This is a genomic window from Haemophilus sp. HMSC61B11 (assembly GCF_001838615.1).
Lineage (GTDB): Bacteria > Pseudomonadota > Gammaproteobacteria > Enterobacterales > Pasteurellaceae > Haemophilus_D > Haemophilus_D parainfluenzae_AD.
Map to the genome: position 1 here is coordinate 75,409 of NZ_KV837995.1, position 18,048 is coordinate 93,456.

General features: G+C 39.7%; 16 protein-coding genes. 15 read left to right on the top strand and 1 reads right to left on the bottom strand.

The window, feature by feature from the left end:
- Positions 1–5: 5 nt before the first annotated feature.
- Positions 6–239: a zinc-ribbon domain-containing protein gene (locus HMPREF3263_RS07620; protein WP_005697703.1), complete on the bottom strand. Its 234-nt coding sequence runs from the start codon at positions 237–239 to the stop codon at positions 6–8.
- Between the two features lie 202 nt (positions 240–441).
- Between HMPREF3263_RS07620 and HMPREF3263_RS07625 the strand changes: the two genes are divergently transcribed.
- From HMPREF3263_RS07625 to ftsA, 15 genes are all read left to right on the top strand, one after another.
- Complete coding sequence (locus tag HMPREF3263_RS07625) at positions 442–2,016, top strand: carbon starvation CstA family protein (protein ID WP_005697738.1); 1,575 nt, start codon at positions 442–444, stop codon at positions 2,014–2,016.
- Between the two features lie 208 nt (positions 2,017–2,224).
- Positions 2,225–2,683: a division/cell wall cluster transcriptional repressor MraZ gene (mraZ, locus tag HMPREF3263_RS07630; RefSeq protein WP_005696540.1), complete on the top strand. Its 459-nt coding sequence runs from the start codon at positions 2,225–2,227 to the stop codon at positions 2,681–2,683.
- Between the two features lie 85 nt (positions 2,684–2,768).
- Positions 2,769–3,737, top strand: coding sequence for a 16S rRNA (cytosine(1402)-N(4))-methyltransferase RsmH (rsmH, locus tag HMPREF3263_RS07635; protein WP_070853146.1), 969 nt, complete (start codon positions 2,769–2,771; stop codon positions 3,735–3,737).
- Position 3,738: 1 nt separating this feature from the next.
- A complete protein-coding gene (gene ftsL / locus HMPREF3263_RS07640) occupies positions 3,739–4,059 on the top strand; it encodes a cell division protein FtsL (protein ID WP_005696538.1) in 321 nt (106 codons plus the stop codon).
- A gap of 14 nt (positions 4,060–4,073) precedes the next feature.
- Positions 4,074–5,894, top strand: a complete 1,821-nt coding sequence (locus HMPREF3263_RS07645) for a penicillin-binding transpeptidase domain-containing protein (protein ID WP_070853147.1) — start codon at positions 4,074–4,076, stop codon at positions 5,892–5,894.
- A gap of 14 nt (positions 5,895–5,908) precedes the next feature.
- Positions 5,909–7,378, top strand: a complete 1,470-nt coding sequence (gene murE, locus HMPREF3263_RS07650) for a UDP-N-acetylmuramoyl-L-alanyl-D-glutamate--2,6-diaminopimelate ligase (protein WP_005697684.1) — start codon at positions 5,909–5,911, stop codon at positions 7,376–7,378.
- 8 nt (positions 7,379–7,386) lie between these two features.
- The gene (murF, locus tag HMPREF3263_RS07655; protein WP_005697744.1) at positions 7,387–8,757 is read left to right on the top strand and encodes a UDP-N-acetylmuramoyl-tripeptide--D-alanyl-D-alanine ligase; all 1,371 of its coding nucleotides are present in this window, start codon (positions 7,387–7,389) and stop codon (positions 8,755–8,757) included.
- Positions 8,751–9,833 carry a phospho-N-acetylmuramoyl-pentapeptide-transferase gene (mraY, locus tag HMPREF3263_RS07660; protein ID WP_005697715.1) on the top strand — a complete coding sequence of 361 codons (1,083 nt, stop codon included), beginning with the start codon at positions 8,751–8,753 and terminating at the stop codon, positions 9,831–9,833. The genes murF and mraY overlap by 7 nt, the downstream gene beginning before the upstream one ends.
- A 62-nt stretch (positions 9,834–9,895) precedes the next feature.
- The gene (gene murD / locus HMPREF3263_RS07665; RefSeq protein ID WP_005697695.1) at positions 9,896–11,209 is read left to right on the top strand and encodes a UDP-N-acetylmuramoyl-L-alanine--D-glutamate ligase; all 1,314 of its coding nucleotides are present in this window, start codon (positions 9,896–9,898) and stop codon (positions 11,207–11,209) included.
- A 14-nt stretch (positions 11,210–11,223) separates the two neighbouring features.
- Positions 11,224–12,408, top strand: a complete 1,185-nt coding sequence (gene ftsW, locus HMPREF3263_RS07670) for a putative lipid II flippase FtsW (RefSeq protein ID WP_005697709.1) — start codon at positions 11,224–11,226, stop codon at positions 12,406–12,408.
- Positions 12,409–12,416: 8 nt separating this feature from the next.
- Positions 12,417–13,469 carry an undecaprenyldiphospho-muramoylpentapeptide beta-N-acetylglucosaminyltransferase gene (murG, locus tag HMPREF3263_RS07675; protein ID WP_005697734.1) on the top strand — a complete coding sequence of 351 codons (1,053 nt, stop codon included), beginning with the start codon at positions 12,417–12,419 and terminating at the stop codon, positions 13,467–13,469.
- A gap of 73 nt (positions 13,470–13,542) precedes the next feature.
- The gene (murC, locus tag HMPREF3263_RS07680) at positions 13,543–14,970 is read left to right on the top strand and encodes a UDP-N-acetylmuramate--L-alanine ligase (protein ID WP_005697729.1); all 1,428 of its coding nucleotides are present in this window, start codon (positions 13,543–13,545) and stop codon (positions 14,968–14,970) included.
- Between the two features lie 58 nt (positions 14,971–15,028).
- Positions 15,029–15,949 carry a D-alanine--D-alanine ligase gene (locus HMPREF3263_RS07685; protein ID WP_005697694.1) on the top strand — a complete coding sequence of 307 codons (921 nt, stop codon included), beginning with the start codon at positions 15,029–15,031 and terminating at the stop codon, positions 15,947–15,949.
- Positions 15,949–16,734 carry a cell division protein FtsQ/DivIB gene (locus HMPREF3263_RS07690; protein ID WP_005699865.1) on the top strand — a complete coding sequence of 262 codons (786 nt, stop codon included), beginning with the start codon at positions 15,949–15,951 and terminating at the stop codon, positions 16,732–16,734. Before HMPREF3263_RS07685 ends, HMPREF3263_RS07690 begins: the two co-directional genes overlap by 1 nt.
- A 28-nt stretch (positions 16,735–16,762) precedes the next feature.
- Positions 16,763–18,037, top strand: a complete 1,275-nt coding sequence (gene ftsA / locus HMPREF3263_RS07695) for a cell division protein FtsA (RefSeq protein WP_005697680.1) — start codon at positions 16,763–16,765, stop codon at positions 18,035–18,037.
- Positions 18,038–18,048 lie beyond the last annotated feature (11 nt).

Here is an 18,048-nt window from a genome sequence, read left to right on the forward strand (position 1 = left end):
ACTTTTTATTCTCCTGTCAGCCAACTTGCCAATAAGATAACGATAGTAAAAATAGCCAACCAAATAAGGTGAAGTTTAGTGCTTTTTCGATTAATTTCGGCATTTTGTTGGCGTCGTTGTTCGAGTTTTTGTTTGTAAATCTCAAGATCTTCTTCTTTAAAAGAAAAACTACAATTGGGACAAAATTGAGCAGATTCGCTGATTTTTTTACGACATTCAGGGCAGCGAGTAAGAGCCATTAACGATCCTTTATTAATTATTTTAATTTATATGCCTATTGTAAGTGAAAAAAACGGAATGATAAACGTGACATGGATCACAAAATTGAAACAATGTAAAAATTAAAATTTTGATTTTGATGATTTTCACTTAGAATACCGCCGACGAAGTCTAGTATATGACTACATTTCGGTATTCATTTATTCCTGAGGAGTATTTTTTATGTTGTGGTTTTTCTTCTGCGTGGCGTTATTGCTTGCAGGTTATTTCTTTTATAGTCGTGTAATTGAGCGCATTTTTGTGATCAATCCAAACCGTAAAACGCCAGCTTATACAATGAATGATGGCGTTGACTATATGCCAATGTCTAAAACTAAGATTTGGTTAATTCAATTATTAAACATTGCAGGTACAGGTCCAATCTTTGGTCCGATTCTTGGTGCGTTATACGGGCCAGTTGCAATGCTTTGGATTGTAGTGGGTTGTATCTTTGCTGGTGCGGTACACGATTATTTCTGTGGAATGTTAAGTGTGCGTAATGGCGGTGCATCTATGCCTAACCTCGCAGGTAAATACTTAGGTCGTCCGGTTAAAGCATTTATTAATATCTTAGCTGTTGTACTTTTATTATTAGTGGGTGTGGTATTCGTTGCAAGTCCAGCTCAATTAATGGGTACCATTACAATGGATGTTTTAGGCGCATCAGCAGGTAGTATTTCTATTAGCAATGCAGAAGAGATTCACCATGCAGTTGAAGCGGGTGGTATTACTGTTTGGGGCATGGATAAAGCGACAGTTATCAGTGTTTGGACTGCTATCATCTTCATTTACTACATTCTTGCAACATTACTGCCAGTAGATAAAATCATTGGTCGTATCTACCCATTCTTCGGAGCATTATTACTCTTCATGTCTGTAGGTATGGTATATGGTTTAGTGACAGCGGATCTTAATTCTGCTGATCCAATTTCTTTCTATCGCTCAGTAGATGGAATGTCTTTTGAGAAATTCTTCCAAAACTTTGAAACCCGTGCTGATTTACCATTATGGCCACTCTTGTTCTTAACAATCTCTTGCGGTGCATTATCTGGTTTCCACGCAACACAAAGCCCGTTAATGGCACGTTGTACTGAAAACGAAAAAGAAGCTCGCTTCATTTTCTACGGTGCGATGATCGGTGAAGGTGTGATTGCATTAGTATGGTGTGCGGTTGGCTTAAGTTTCTACGATTCATTACCAACTTTATTAGAAGCGATTAAAGCAGGTTCTCCTTCTAAAGTGGTTTATGATTCTTCTATTCACTTCTTAGGGTTTATCGGTGGTATTTTTGCAGTGTTAGGTGTAGTTGTTCTTCCTATTACATCAGGCGATACAGCGTTCCGTGCGGCACGTCTTGTTATTGCAGAATTCTTCCATTTAGAACAAAAAACCTTAGCTAAACGTTTAATTATTGCTGTGCCATTATTCGTGGTTGGTTATATCGTATCAAAAGTGGATTTCTCTATCTTATGGCGTTACTTCACTTGGGCGAACCAAACCACTGCGATGGTTATGTTATGGACTGCAGCAGCGTACTTATATCGCTATAATAAATTCCACTGGGTATGTACAATCCCTGCGGCATTTATCAGTACGGTATGTTTCACTTACCTTGCATACAACAAAATCGGTTTCGGTTTAGACTATCAACTATCTGTTTATATCGGCTTAGGGTTAACTGTTCTTTGCTTGGTATTATTTTTCACACAGCTTAAACCATTAGGTGCTCGTGACGAAGAAGCGTATGTAAATAACTAATTAAATCGAGTTAAAAATTGAAAAACCGTTTGAGGGAAACCTTAAACGGTTTTTTGTTTATTTTTTTGGCAATATTTACCAATCTTTACGTTTTAATTGCTTGCAAGTTAGGGCCACAACCGATAAACTTACTCAAAGTGGTGAAAAGTGGAATTTTGTGGAGAATTCTACTAAATTTTTCTAAAAATAAATGTTTGAAGGTTGAGAAATGTTTCGTGGTGCAGCAGCGGTAAATTTAGATGCGAAGGGTCGTGTAGCGATTCCTACGCGTTATCGTGCTGAAATCATGGAAAAGAACCAAGGTCAAATGGTTTGTACCGTTGATATTCGTCAGCCTTGTTTATTACTGTATCCTTTAGATGAATGGGAAAAAATCGAACAAAAACTACTTTCACTTTCTAACTTTGACCCAAATCAACGCCGTTTACAACGTGTTATGCTCGGTTATGCCACAGAATGTGAAATGGATGCGCAAGGTCGTATCTTGTTGAGTGGTCCATTACGTCAACACGCAAAATTAGAAAAAGGTTTAATGTTGGTAGGGCAGTTGAACAAATTTGAAATTTGGAGCGATACTGAATGGTACGCACAAATTGATGAAGATATCGAAATTGGCTCAAGTGCTGAATTCGGTGCTTCTGAAGAACTAAAAATGCTGTCATTATAAGAACAGCAGCACTAGCAGGATAAGCGGTGCTCGCACCGCTCTATCTTTTCTTTATCGATTTTGATTTAACGTTTACTTTTTACTTATGACTACGCAAAATTCCTTTTCTGCACCTGAACATATCACGGTTTTGCTTCACGAAGCGGTGAATGGTTTGGCGTTGAAAGAAAACGGAATTTATATTGATGGTACCTTTGGTCGTGGTGGTCATTCTCGTCTTATTCTTTCCCAACTTTCTGAAAATGGTCGTTTAATTGCCGTTGATCGTGATCCACGTGCGATTGCTGAAGCTGAAAAAATTCAAGACCCTCGTTTTCATATCGAACATAATAGCTTTTCACACATTCCAGATATCTGTCAAAAACTCGATTTAGTTGGTAGAATTGACGGTATTTTGCTGGATTTAGGGGTGTCATCTCCACAGCTTGATGAAGCAGACCGTGGTTTCAGTTTTATGAAAGATGGCCCGTTAGATATGCGCATGGATACCACACAAGGTTTATCCGCGGCAGAGTGGCTAAAGCAAGTATCTGTTGATGATTTAACTTGGGTGTTAAAAACCTTTGGTGAAGAGCGTTTTGCAAAACGAATTGCCACTGCCATCGTAGAATTTAATAAAAGTGCGGTTAAAAATGGCACAGAATGTTTAAGTCGTACTTCTCAGCTTGCTGAATTAATTGCTCAAGCCGTGCCGTTTAAAGATAAACATAAGCATCCGGCGACTCGTAGTTTCCAAGCCATTCGAATTTATATTAATGCGGAATTAGATGAATTAGAAAGTGTATTAAATTCTGCATTAGATATGTTGGCATCAGAAGGGCGTTTATCGATTATCAGTTTCCATTCACTTGAGGATAGAATGGTAAAACATTTCATGCGTAAACAGAGTAAAGGTGAGGATATCCCGAGAGGTTTACCATTACGAGAAGATCAAATCCAACGTAATCAAAAATTAAAAATCATTGGTAAGGCGATTCAGCCAAGTGAGGTAGAAATTTCAGCGAATCCACGTTCAAGAAGTGCGGTGTTACGTATAGCGGAAAGGGTGAAATAAGATGTTAGAAAATAGCGAACGTTATCCTTTACAACATATTCTCGTTGAAGATATTTTTTCTTCTAATAAATTAATTGTCGTTCTACTTTTATTAATTTTAGCTTCTGCAATGGGCACAATTTGGATGACCCATCAAACACGAGGCCTGATTTCTGAAAACGGGCAGTTGGTATTACAACACCAAGCCCTTGAAAACGAATATCGCAATTTGCAATTACAAGAAGCAACCGAAAGTGATAATACAAGAGTTGAATCCATTGCAATCGGTACATTAAAAATGCAACGTGTTCAAAGTGAACAAGAAGTGGTTATTTTTGAATAGGGATTTTAGATAAAATGGTTAGATTTAATTCCTCTAAGAAACCAGGAAAGCCAAAGAAAACAATTAGAAAATTGGCTCAACCTGCGTCAGTAAAACCAAACAAACCGAAGATGGTATTTGAGAAATGCTTTCTTCGTGGTCGTTATCTCATCGCGACAAGTTTTATTTTCTTAGGCTTAGGCGCATTAGTGGCTCGTGCTGCTTATGTGCAATCAGTTAATTCTGAAATCCTTTCTGGTGAAGCGGACAAACGCTCATTACGTAAAGATGACGTCCTTTCTGTTCGTGGTTCAATTTTAGATCGTAACGGCCAATTGTTATCGGTGAGTGTGCCGATGAGTGCAATTGTGGCAGAACCGCGTTTAATGCTAAAAGAAAATGCATTAGATGATAAAGAACGTATCAAAGCTCTTGCTAACGAATTAAATATGACCCCAGCAGAGTTGGTGAAAAAAATTGAGAAAAATGCCAAATCAGGCTTCTTGTATTTAGCACGTCAAGTAGAAGCGAGCAAGGCAAATTATATCCGTGATCTCAAAATTAAAGGTATTTCATTAGAGACTGAACCACGTCGTTTTTATCCTCGTGTAGAAGAGGCAGCCCAATTAATCGGCTTTACCAATATTGATGGTAAAGGAATTGAAGGCGTTGAGGCGAGCTTCAACTCAATGTTAGTAGGGAAAGATGGTGCTCGCGTTGTTCGTAAAGATAAACGTGGTAATGTGGTTGAGCATATTGCGGATGAGAAAAAATACGATGCACAAGATGTCACCCTAAGTATTGATGAAAAGTTACAATCCATGGTGTATCGTGAAATCAAAAAAGCGGTAACTGAGAACAACGCAGAGTCAGGTACTGCGGTATTGGTAGATGTGCGTACAGGTGAAGTATTAGCCATGGCAACCGCACCTTCTTATAACCCAAATAATTTGGCTAATGTAAAAGACGAGTTAAAACGTAACCGTGCCATTACTGACACATTTGAACCTGGTTCAACCGTAAAACCTTTCGTTGTGTTGACCGCACTTCAACGTGGCGCAGTGAGACGTGATGAGGTAATTAATACAGGTTCATTTACCGTAAGTGGTAAAGAAATTGTCGACGTGGCACCTCGTCCACAACAAACCTTAGATGAAATTTTGATTAACTCCAGTAACCGTGGTGTAAGTCGTCTTGCGTTACGTATGCCACCTTCAGCATTGATGGAAACGTACCAAAATGCAGGCTTGGGTAAAGATACAGAGTTAGGCTTAATCGGTGAGCAACGTGGCGTATTAAATGCAAACCGTAAACGTTGGGCGGATATTGAGCGAGCTACAGTCGCCTATGGTTATGGGATTACTTCAACACCATTACAAATTGCGCGCGCCTATGCCACTTTAGGTAGCTTCGGAATTTATCGTCCGCTTTCTATCACGAAAGTCGATCCACCAGTCATTGGGCAACGTGTATTCTCTGAAAAAATTACGAAAGATGTAGTGGGCATGTTAGAGAAAGTGGCAATTAAAAATAAACGTGCGATGGTTGAAGGTTATCGTGTTGGTGTGAAAACAGGTACTGCGCGTAAAATTGAAAATGGCCACTATGTCAATAAATATGTGGCATTTACAGCGGGTATCGCACCAATTAGCGATCCACGTTATGCATTAGTTATTTTGATTAACGATCCGAAAGCAGGACAGTACTATGGTGGTGCGGTATCTGCCCCCGTATTCTCTAGCATTATGGGCTATACCTTGCGTGCTAATGGTATTGCACCAGATGCAGAACCAACAGAAAAAACAGCAAGACGCACTGTTCGCTTAAGCGATCAAAAATTTGAAAAAATGAATTAAGAAAAGGCAAAACAATGAAAAAATTGACCGCACTTTTTGATCTTCCAGTGCTTTCAGACATTAATGTGAAGGCGATGGTGTTAGATAGCCGCAAAGTGACCCAAGGTGATTTGTTTGTGGCAGTAAAGGGACATCGTTTTGATGCGAGTCAATTTGTGCCTCAAGCCATTTCTTCTGGTGCAAGTGCGGTTATTTTAGAAACAGATTTAGAAAACGAGCATTTGAGCATCCAATGGCAAAATAATGTGCCAGTGATTTGCTACTATCATTTATCTGCTCAGCTTTCGGCATTGACAGGTCAATTTTATGGCAATCCTTCCGAAAAATTGACTTTAGTCGGAGTCACGGGAACAAACGGTAAAACCACCGTTTCTCAATTATTAGCTCAATGGGCTACGCTGTTAGGTCATAAAGCAGCTGTCATGGGCACTATTGGCAATGGTTTATTAGGTCAAGTCAAAGAAGCTAAAAATACCACAGGTTCAGCTGTGGAAGTTCAAGAAAGTCTGGCTGATTTTGTAGAGAAAGGCGCAGATTTTGCTTCTATCGAAGTGTCTTCACATGGTTTAGTTCAACATCGTGTTGAAGCACTCAAATTTAAAGCCGCTATTTTTACCAATTTAAGTCGCGATCATTTGGATTATCACGAAACAATGGAAAAATATGCGGAAGCTAAAAAACGTTTTTTCGTTGATTTAGCACCTGAAGTACAAATTCTTAATGCTGACGATCCAATTGGGGCCGCATGGTTAAATGAATTACCAAATGGTATCGCAGTCAGCTGCCACCCAGATTTCCATCCAATATCTAAACAATGGCTTTATGCTACGCAAATTCGTTTTACTCATGAAGGTGCTGTGATTGATGTTGTATCAAGTTGGGGGAATGGCACATTACATAGCCCATTAATTGGTGCTTTTAACGTGAGTAATCTGTTGTTAGCCACGGCTGTTTTATTGGCTTTAGGTTATTCTTTCGATGATCTTATCCGTACAGTTTCACAGTTAAAGGGAGTAAATGGAAGAATGGAATTAATTAAAAAAGCAGGAAAACCAACCGTTATCGTTGATTATGCGCATACTCCGGATGCATTAGAAAAAGCCTTAAATGCAGCCCGTGAACATTGCAAAGGTAACCTTTGGTGTATCTTTGGTTGTGGCGGTGATCGTGATGCAGGTAAACGTCCACTCATGGCAAAAGCGGCAGAGCAATTTGCTGATTTAGTCATTGTGACTCAAGATAATCCACGCACAGAAGATCCAAATAAAATTGAAGCGGATATTCTCACTGGTTTTAGCCGAATGGAAGATGTTGGTGTAATTCCAGATCGTGAAGAGGCCATTAAATTTACCATTGAGAACGCCGTTGAAGATGACGTGATCGTGATTGCCGGTAAAGGCCATGAAAACTATCAGATCATTGGGGATAAAACACTTCATTTCTCCGATCAAGAAGTGGCTGAAGCCTATTTAACGAAAAAATAAAAAACAGAATGATTAAACTAACAACTCAGCAGCTTGCCCAAATTTTCAATGCTAGTCTTATTGGAGATGGGCAAGTTGTTGTTGAAAATATTAATACTGATACACGTAAAGCTTTATCCAACTCGCTTTTCTTTGCGTTAAAAGGTGAGCATTTTGATGCACATCAATATTTAGAGCAAGCCGTTGAGCAAGGTGCGACAGCCTTAGTTGTACAATACCCCAATACCGAAATTGCAACACCACAATTAGTTGTTGCAGATACGCGCTTAGCCCTTGGTCAATTAGCAAAATGGTTGCGTGAAAAAATTAATCCTCGAACCGTGGCGATGACAGGTTCATCGGGTAAAACGACGGTGAAAGAGATGACAGCGTCGATTCTGCAACAAACTGCAGGTAATGCAGATGCAGTGCTGTTTACCAATGGTAATTTCAACAACGATATTGGCGTACCACTCACATTATTACGCTTAACAGAGCAACATAAATTTGCTGTTATTGAGTTAGGTGCCAATCATCTAGGTGAAATTGATTACACAACGCATCTTGCACAGCCTGAAGCCGCATTAGTGAATAATGTTGCGGCTGCACATTTAGAGGGTTTTGGCTCCATTGAAGGCGTAGCTCGTGCGAAAGGTGAAATCTATCGTGGTTTGACCCCAAATGGTGTGGCGATTGTTAACAGTGAACATAATTATATTGAATTGTGGCAAAAAGAAATTGGTTCACATGCTATTCAATATTTTAATGGTGGCGATTACAAAGCTGAAAATGTCAAACATTCACCTAATGGCTCAACGTTTACGCTAGTTTCACCAAAAGGTCGTATTGAAATTGATTTGCCTTATTTAGGTGAGCATAATGTAAAAAATGCGTTGGCGGCGACCGCACTTGCTATGAATGTGGGCGCGAGTCTGGCTGATGTAAAAGCAGGACTTGAACATCGCTCCCAAGTAAAAGGACGCTTATTCCCAATTCAAGTGAATGAAAATCTGTTGCTATTAGATGATACTTACAATGCAAATGTGGATTCTTTACAAGCGGCAATTGATGTTTTAAAAAGTTACGATGCTTTCCGCATTTTACTGGTGGGTGATATGAAAGAATTAGGCGAGGATAGCCTAAAATGTCATCAACAAGTGGGCGAGCACGCAAAACAAGCTAAATTAGATTTAGTGCTTTCTTACGGAACGGAAAGTGCGGTCATATCAGAGGCTGTTTTGGGAAAACATTTTACAGATAAAGCTGAATTGACAGCTTATGCGTTAGATATTATTAAACAGAAATTACAAGAAAACCAAAAAGTCGTCGTATTAGCGAAAGGTTCGCGCTCAATGAAAATGGAAGAGACGATTTATTCATTAAAGGATAGCTTATGTTAGTTTGGCTTACTGAATATTTAGTTCGCTATGAAACGGCATTCAATGCCATTTCCTATATTACCGTACGTGCGATTTTGGCATTATTAACTGCACTTTTCATTTCTTTATGGATTGGTCCGAAAGTGATCAAACGCCTTCAAATTTTAAAATTTGGGCAAGAAGTGCGTAATGACGGTCCTGAAAGTCACTTTGCTAAAAAAGGCACGCCAACCATGGGCGGTGTGATGATTTTATTCTCCATCGGTGTGAGTACATTATTGTGGGCTAACTTAACGAATCCTTATGTTTGGATTTGCTTATTTGTGCTGTTTGGCTACGGTGCAATTGGCTTTGTGGATGATTTCCGCAAAATTACACGAAAAAATACCGATGGTTTAATTGCGCGTTGGAAATATTTCTGGATGTCTGTTGTGGCATTAGTGGCAATCATTTGGTTATATTGGTTAGGCCATGATACAGATGCAACCCGTTTAGTGATTCCATTCTTCAAGGATATCATGCCGCAATTGGGTCTATTCTATATTGTGTTGTCTTACTTTGTTATTGTGGGCACAGGTAATGCGGTAAACTTAACTGACGGTTTAGATGGGCTTGCCATCATGCCAACAGCGTTAGTCGCAGGTGCATTTGCTTTGATTGCATGGGCGACCGGTAACGTTAATTTTGCAGAATACTTACATATTCCTTACATCAAATATAGTTCTGAAGTGGTGGTGTTCTGTACTGCAATCGTAGGGGCTGGCTTAGGTTTCTTATGGTTTAATACTTATCCTGCACAAGTCTTTATGGGCGATGTAGGCTCTCTTGCACTTGGTGGCGCACTCGGTGTTGTTGCCATCCTTGTTCGCCAAGAATTCTTATTAGTGATTATGGGCGGTGTATTTGTTGTTGAAGCCTTGTCTGTGATTTTACAAGTGGGGTCTTACAAATTAAGAAAACAACGTATTTTTAGAATGGCGCCTATTCATCACCACTTTGAATTAAAAGGTTGGCCAGAACCAAGAGTGATTATTCGGTTTTGGATTATCTCCTTAATGTTGGTGTTGATGGGGCTTGTAACACTCAAACTAAGATAATTTTTGTAGGGTGCACTTGTGGCACCCTGCGTGATCCCAGAATACGAGAGAAGAAAAACAACATGACAACTTTATATCAAAATAAAACTATTACCATCATAGGCCTTGGAAAAACAGGCCTTTCTTGCGTTGAATATCTTCAATCTCAACAAGCGAATATTCGTGTAATTGATACACGTCAACATCCAGCAGGTGCGGATAAATTACCTAAAAATGTCCCCTTACACACGGGTAGTCTAAATCAACAATGGTTACTTGAAAGCGATATTATTGTCATTAGCCCGGGACTTGCGGTAAAAACACCTGAAATTCAGACCGCACTTTCAGCAGGTGTGGAAGTGATTGGGGATATCGAATTATTCTGTCGAGCTGCCACCAAGCCAATTGTCGGGATTACAGGCTCTAACGGTAAAAGCACCGTGACAACATTAGTTTATGAAATGGCAAAATCAGCGGGAATAAAAGTGGGAATGGGGGGAAACATTGGCATTCCTGCGTTGTCATTATTAAATGAAGATTGCGATCTTTATGTATTAGAACTTTCCAGTTTCCAACTTGAAACCACTTACAGTTTGAAAGCGGCTGCAGCGACTGTGCTTAATGTGACTGAAGATCACATGGATCGCTATGTTGATTTAGAAGATTATCGCCAAGCAAAATTACGTATTTACCACAAGGCGGAAACAGCAGTAGTGAATTTAGAAGATAAACTCACTTTTGGCGAAGGTGAAAATCAGGCTAAGAAGGTAGTGTCTTTTGCTGAAAATCAAGCGGATTACTGGTTGAAAACCGAAAACGGTAAACAGTACTTAATGGCGAAAGAGGAAGTCATTTTACCTTGTGATGAAGCAACCTTAGTTGGTCGTCATAATTACATGAATATTTTAGCTGCGACAGCGTTAGCGCAAGCAGTAGGCATAAATTTAGAGGCAATTCGTACCACACTTCGTCAATTTAAAGGGCTAGATCATCGTTTCCAATTAGCCTATCAGGCGAATGGCGTTCGTTGGATTAATGATTCTAAAGCGACTAATGTGGGCAGCACGGTTGCGGCATTGGCTGGGTTATATGTTGAGGGAACGTTACACCTTTTATTAGGTGGCGATGGTAAAGGTGCAGATTTTTCTGAACTAGCCGATTTAATCAACCAACCTCATATTTCAACGTATTGTTTTGGTCGAGATGGAAAACAACTTGCGGCACTTTCAAGTCAAAGTCATTTGTTTGAAACCATGGAACAAGCGATTTCATTTTTACGTCCACGTTTAAAATCAGGCGATATGGTGTTATTATCTCCCGCTTGTGCAAGTTTGGATCAGTTTTCCTCTTTTGAAAAACGTGGCGAAGAGTTTACTCGTCTAGCAAAATTAGCTTAAAAATTAGGGTAGTAATGGAATTTATCAATAAAATTAAACAAAATTATGAGCAATGGGCGAGAGTAACTCCTCAGGGATTACTTTACGATCGCGCATTGTTTTGGCTTTTTGTTGTGCTATTGCTGATTGGTTTAGTGGCGGTAACTTCTGCCTCGATGCCTTACAGTGCACGCGTATTTAATGATACATTCTATTTTGCAAAACGTGATGCCGTTTATGTTTTGCTTTCTTTTGCAACCTGCTATTTGACTCTCCAAATTTCTTCTTCTCAATGGGAAAAGTGGCACGCCAAAATTTTCTTATTAGCCATTGTTTTATTAATACTGGTTCTCGGTATTGGGACTTCTGTTAATGGTGCTAAACGTTGGATTTCTTTAGGTATTTTAAATTTCCAGCCAGCGGAATTTGCTAAGTTAGCCTTAACCTGTTTCCTCGCAAGTTATTTTACGCGTCGTTATGATGAAGTTCGAGGTAAAAAATTCAGTGCAGCTAAGCCTTTCATTGTGATGGGCGTATTAGGTGTATTTTTACTAGCCCAACCTGACTTAGGGAGTACAGTAGTACTATTTGTGATCACTTTTGGCATGCTTTTTATTGTCGGTGCAAATTTTTGGCAATTTATTTTGCTAATTGGTACAGGCATACTTCTCTTTGTTTGGTTGGTTCTTTCGGCCTCTTATCGTTTAAAACGTTTTACGGGTTTCTTAGAGCCGTTTAAAGATCCTTATGGAACAGGATTCCAGTTAACTAATTCTTTGATGGCCTTTGGTCGTGGTGAAATTAGTGGGGAAGGACTCGGTAACTCCATTCAAAAACTTGATTATCTTCCTGAAGCACATACTGACTTTATCATGGCGATTATTGGCGAAGAATTCGGTTTTATTGGTATTTTGGTTGTTGTGATCCTCTTGGGTTTATTGATTTTTCGCGCAATGAAAATCGGACGTGAATCACTCATGTTAGAACAACGTTTCCGTGGCTTTTTTGCTTTAGGTATTAGTTTCTGGATTTTCTTCCAAGGTTTCGTCAATCTAGGCATGGCCTTAGGGATGTTACCAACAAAAGGTTTAACGTTTCCATTAGTGAGTTACGGTGGTTCAAGTATCATTATTATGTCGGCAACCGTGGGAATTTTATTACGTATTGACCATGAAAATAGATTACAACGTGGTGGTCAAGCGCGTTTGAGAGATGATTAGGGATATTTATGAGTAAAAAGTTATTAGTTATGGCGGGTGGTACTGGTGGACATGTTTTCCCAGCCATCGCTGTTGCTCAAACCTTACAAAAAGAAGGTTGGAAAATTTGCTGGTTAGGCACCAAAGATCGAATGGAAGCACAGCTTGTACCCAAGTATGGTATTCCGATTCGTTTTATTCAAATTTCAGGGTTGCGTGGTAAAGGTATTAAAGCATTACTTGGCGCGCCTTTTGCTATTTTAAGAGCGGTATTGCAAGCTCGTAAAATTATTCAAGAATATAAACCTAATGCGGTATTAGGTATGGGCGGTTATGTATCTGGTCCAGGTGGTATCGCGGCAAAACTTTGTGGCGTGCCGGTTATTTTACATGAACAAAATGCCGTAGCAGGCTTAACCAATGAATGGTTGGCAAAAATCGCAACCCGAGTTTTACAAGCTTTCCCAACAGCATTCAAAGATGCCGAAGTTGTAGGAAACCCAGTTCGCCAAGATTTATTTGAAATGCCATCACCACAAGTGCGTTTTTCAGAAAGAAGTGGAAAATTGAGAGTGCTTGTCGTGGGTGGAAGCCAAGGGGCTCGCGTACTCAATCAGACTATCCCACAAGTGGTTGCTCGTTTAGCCGATAAATTAGAGGTTCGTCATCAAGTCGGTAAAGGTTCTGTTGAAAGTGTGACCGCACTTTATGGTGAACATGCCGATTCGGTCAAAATTACAGAATTTATTGATGATATGGCAGAAGCTTACGCATGGGCAGATGTGGTGATTTGTCGTTCTGGTGCTTTAACAGTGTGTGAATTAGCTGCAGTAGGTGCGCCAGCGATTTTCGTGCCATTTCAGCATAAAGATCAACAACAATATTTAAATGCGAAATACCTTGCCGATGTCGGTGCAGCAAAAATCGTTCAGCAAAATGAATTAAATGCGGATGTGTTAGTCGATTTCTTAGAAAAAACAGATCGTGAAACCTTGTTAGCGATGGCGATTAAAGCAAAAGAAATGTCAGCGCCATTGGCGGCTAAACGCGTAGCTGATGTCATTGTAGAGAACGCGAAATAAGAACAGAGAAAGGTGAGGGATAGTAAATAAACCCTTGACCTAAAAGTGCGGTTAAAAATAAAGGTGAAATAATATGAAACATATTTCGGACGAAATTAGAAAAATTATCCCTGAGATGCGTCGGGTTCAACAAATTCATTTCATTGGTATCGGTGGTGCCGGTATGAGTGGGATTGCCGAAATTTTATTAAATGAAGGTTATGATATCTCTGGTTCCGATATTGCAGATGGTGTCGTGACTCAGCGTCTTGCTCAAGCTGGCGCCAAAATTTTCATTGGTCACCAAGCGGAAAATGTGCAAGGGGCGAGCGTTGTCGTAGTATCAAGCGCGATTCATGAAGATAACCCAGAATTAATCGCCGCAAAACAAAATCGTATTCCAGTGATTCAGCGAGCACAAATGTTAGCTGAAATTATGCGTTTCCGTCATGGTATTGCAGTAGCAGGTACTCACGGTAAAACCACAACGACCGCCATGATTTCGATGATTTATACTCAAGCGAAACTGGATCCAACTTTTGTTAATGGTGGTTTAGTTAAATCAGCCGGTAAAAATGCGCATTTAGGTGCAAGCCGTTATTTAATCGCTGAAGCAGATGAAAGTGATGCCTCTTTCTTACACTTACAGCCGATGGTTTCTGTGGTGACCAATATTGAACCGGATCATATGGATACCTATGAAGGTGACTTTGAGAAAATGAAAGCCACCTATGTAAAATTTTTACATAACTTGCCGTTCTATGGCTTAGCGGTGATGTGTGCCGATGATGCGGTGTTGATGGAGCTTGTTCCTCAAGTAGGACGCCAAGTATTAACGTATGGTTTTAGTGAACATGCCGACTATCGTATCGAAGATTATGAACAAACGGGTTTCCAAGGTCATTACACCGTAGTTTGTCCGAATGGTGAACGTATCAATGTATTATTGAATGTACCCGGTAAACACAATGCGTTAAATGCAACCGCAGCACTTGCAGTAGCAAAAGAAGAAGGCATTGGCAATGAAGCGATTTTAGAAGCGCTTGCAGACTTCCAAGGGGCAGGCAGACGTTTCGACCAATTAGGCGAGTTTATTCGTCCAAATGGTAAAGTACGCTTAGTGGATGATTATGGTCATCACCCAACAGAAGTTGGCGTGACCATCAAAGCGGCACGTGAAGGCTGGGGAGATAAACGTGTTGTGATGATTTTCCAACCTCACCGTTATTCACGTACTCGCGATTTATTTGATGATTTCGTGCAAGTCTTATCCCAAGTGGATGCTTTGATTATGTTAGATGTGTATGCGGCAGGCGAAACACCAATCGTTGGTGCGGATAGTAAAGCACTTTGTCGTTCTATTCGTAATTTAGGAAAAGTCGATCCTATTTTAGTTTCTGATACGGAACAACTCGGTGATGTGTTAGATCAAATTATTCAAGATGGCGATTTAATTCTTGCCCAAGGCGCGGGAAGTGTAAGCAAAATTTCTCGTGGTTTAGCAGAACGTTGGAAAGCATAAATACATCGAAAAATAACCGCACTTTTAATGAAAAATAAAAAGAAAACAGGATAAAACAATGAATTTAAAACGAGAAAAAATTGCTGTGTTGTTAGGCGGCACATCGGCTGAACGTGAAGTGTCTCTTAATTCTGGTGCAGCAGTGTTAAACGCCCTAGTAAGCCAAGGTTATAATGCACAGGGTATCGATCCTAAAGAATATAATGTCGCGAATTTAAAAGCAGATGGTTTTGATCGCGTTTTTAACATTTTACATGGTCGTGGTGGTGAAGATGGCACCATGCAAGGTTTATTAGAGCAAATTGGCTTACCTTACACAGGTTGTGGTGTGATGGCTTCAGCGTTAACCATGGATAAAATGCGTACCAAAATGTTGTGGAAAGCTTTTGGTTTACCTGTTGCCGATATGGAGATTGTGACCAAAGAAAACGCTCACGAACTAAACCCACAAGCCGTGGTCGAAAAATTAGGTTTACCTTTAATGGTTAAGCCGTCTCTTGAGGGGTCAAGTGTCGGTTTAACAAAAGTAAAAGCAGTCGAAGAATTAAAAAGTGCGGTCGATTATGCACTTAAATTTGATAACACCATTTTGATTGAAGAATGGTTAGCTGGCGATGAATTAACTGTGCCTGTTTTAGGTGGCGAAGTATTGCCGGCTGTTCGCATTGTGCCAGAAGGTGAGTTTTATGATTACGATGCGAAATATATTTCAGATAACACTCAATATTTTTGCCCAGCGGGTCTTTCAGCTGAACGTGAGCAAGAATTAGCGAAATTAGTTAAACGTGCTTATGACGTCGTAGGGTGTCGTGGCTGGAGCCGCATTGATGTGATGACTGATGCACAAGGTAATTTCCGTTTAGTCGAAGTAAACACAAATCCTGGCATGACAAGTCACAGTTTATTCCCTAAATCTGCGTCAACAGTCGGTATTTCATTTGAACAACTCGTCGTGAAAATTTTGGAGTTGAGTGCGTAATGAATGTAATTAAGCGCAAAAATACACCGCCAACGCAATTTGGTCGCTCATCTAACGGAGAAGGTAAATTCCGTTTTATGTTGCAGATTAAACTTGCTTTGGTGTTACTTTGTGCGGGGCTAGGGTATTTCGTTTATTCAAACTGGCAAAGTTGGCTTGAAAGCTTAGACGGTGATAGAAAAATTACTGCCTATGCATTAGTGGGCCAAAATGAATTTACCACTTATCCGGATGTGCAAGACGTATTGCTTAAAATGGGCTCTCTCAAGGGCTTTTGGGGACAAGACGTTAAGCAAATTCAAGAACAGCTTGAAACTATTCCTTGGGTAAAAGGTGCGGTAGTTCGCAAAATTTGGCCAAATCGTTTAAGTATTTGGTTATCAGAATATCAGCCAGTTGCCATTTGGAACAAAACAGAGTTCGTCACAAAAGAGGGAACCGTTTTCCAATTGCCGATGGATAAGTTAAAAGAAAAAGCTTTGCCTTATTTAGGGGGGCCGGATTATCAAAGCTTGAAGGTATTAGAGGCTTGGAATCAAATTTTTGCTGATTTTAAGGCGAAAAATTTGCTGGTTAAAGGCGTGACAATTGATGATCGTGGTGCGTGGCAAGTTACGCTAGATAATGATATAGTATTGAAACTTGGGCGCGGAGATTGGAAACCAAAATTAGATCGATTTGTAACGATTTATCCACAAATTGAAGTGCCTGAAGGTAAACGAATTGATTATGTAGATTTGCGCTATGCATCTGCATCAGCAGCGGTTGGATTGATAGAGAAATAAAAAATAATTCATTGGGTGTAATAAGAAAATGGCAAAAGAGTTGGAACCGAAAGTAATTGTAGGTCTTGAAGTTGGTACATCAAAAGTTGTTGCTGTCGTTGGGGAAGTTCTTCCTGATGGTGTAGTAAATGTACTTGGCGTAGGTAGTTGTCCATCAAAAGGGATTGATCGTGGCAGTATTACTGATTTAGATGCCGTTGTTAATTCTATCCAACGTGCTATTGAGGCAGCTGAATCAATGGCCGATTGCCAAATTATGAGCGTGACTCTTGCGATTACAGGTGAACATATTCAAAGCTTGAATGAGAGCGGCTTTGTTGCTATTTCTGAAAATGAAGTGACTCAAGATGAAATCGATGATGCTTTGCATACAGCAAGCTCAGTGAAATTACCTGAGGGGCTTTCTTTATTACACATCATTCCACAAGAATATGCCGTAGATAAACAAGTTAATATTAAAAATCCATTAGGTTTACAAGGTGTTCGTTTAAAAGCAAACGTACACTTAATTGCGTGTCACCAAGACTGGCAAAATAACTTGAAAAAAGCAGTTGAGCGTTGTGGATTACAAGTTGATAAAGTTGTGTTTTCCGGCTTTGCAGCAACACATTCTGTTTTAACTGAAGATGAAAAGGATCTTGGTGTTTGCTTGGTTGATTTCGGTGCAGGCACCATGAATATGATGGTTTATACCAATGGCTCATTGCGTTTCAGTAAAGTTATTCCTTACGCAGGGAACATTGTAACCAATGATATTGCCCATGCATGTACCGTTTCTCGTGCAGAAGCAGAACGCATTAAAGTGAACTATGCAAGTGCATTATATCCGGCACGTTTACATGGTGATAAAAAAATTGAAGTGGCAAGTATTGGTGGTCGAGCACCACGTGCTTTAACAAAAAGTGATTTATCTTTAATCACTTCAGCAAGATATATTGAACTATTAGGCGTTGTTAAGGACGAATTAGATAAGCTTAAAGCAGATTTAGAAACCAAACATATTAAATTTGAATTAATTGCGGGTGTAGTTATTACCGGTGGTGGTGCACAGATTGAAGACTTAAAAGATTGTGCATCAAGTGTATTTGGTTGCCAGGTACGTATTGGTAGTCCACTAAATATCACGGGGTTAACAGATTATGTAAACCGTCCGCAATATTCAACCGTCGTGGGATTACTACAATATCATCATCAAAATAGTGATAATGATCCGGTGGATAGTAACTATGGTGATGAAGCATTAGGCAAAAAATTCTGGAAAGGCCTTAAAAATATTTTCAATAAAGTGAAATCAGAATTTTGATAATTTTGACT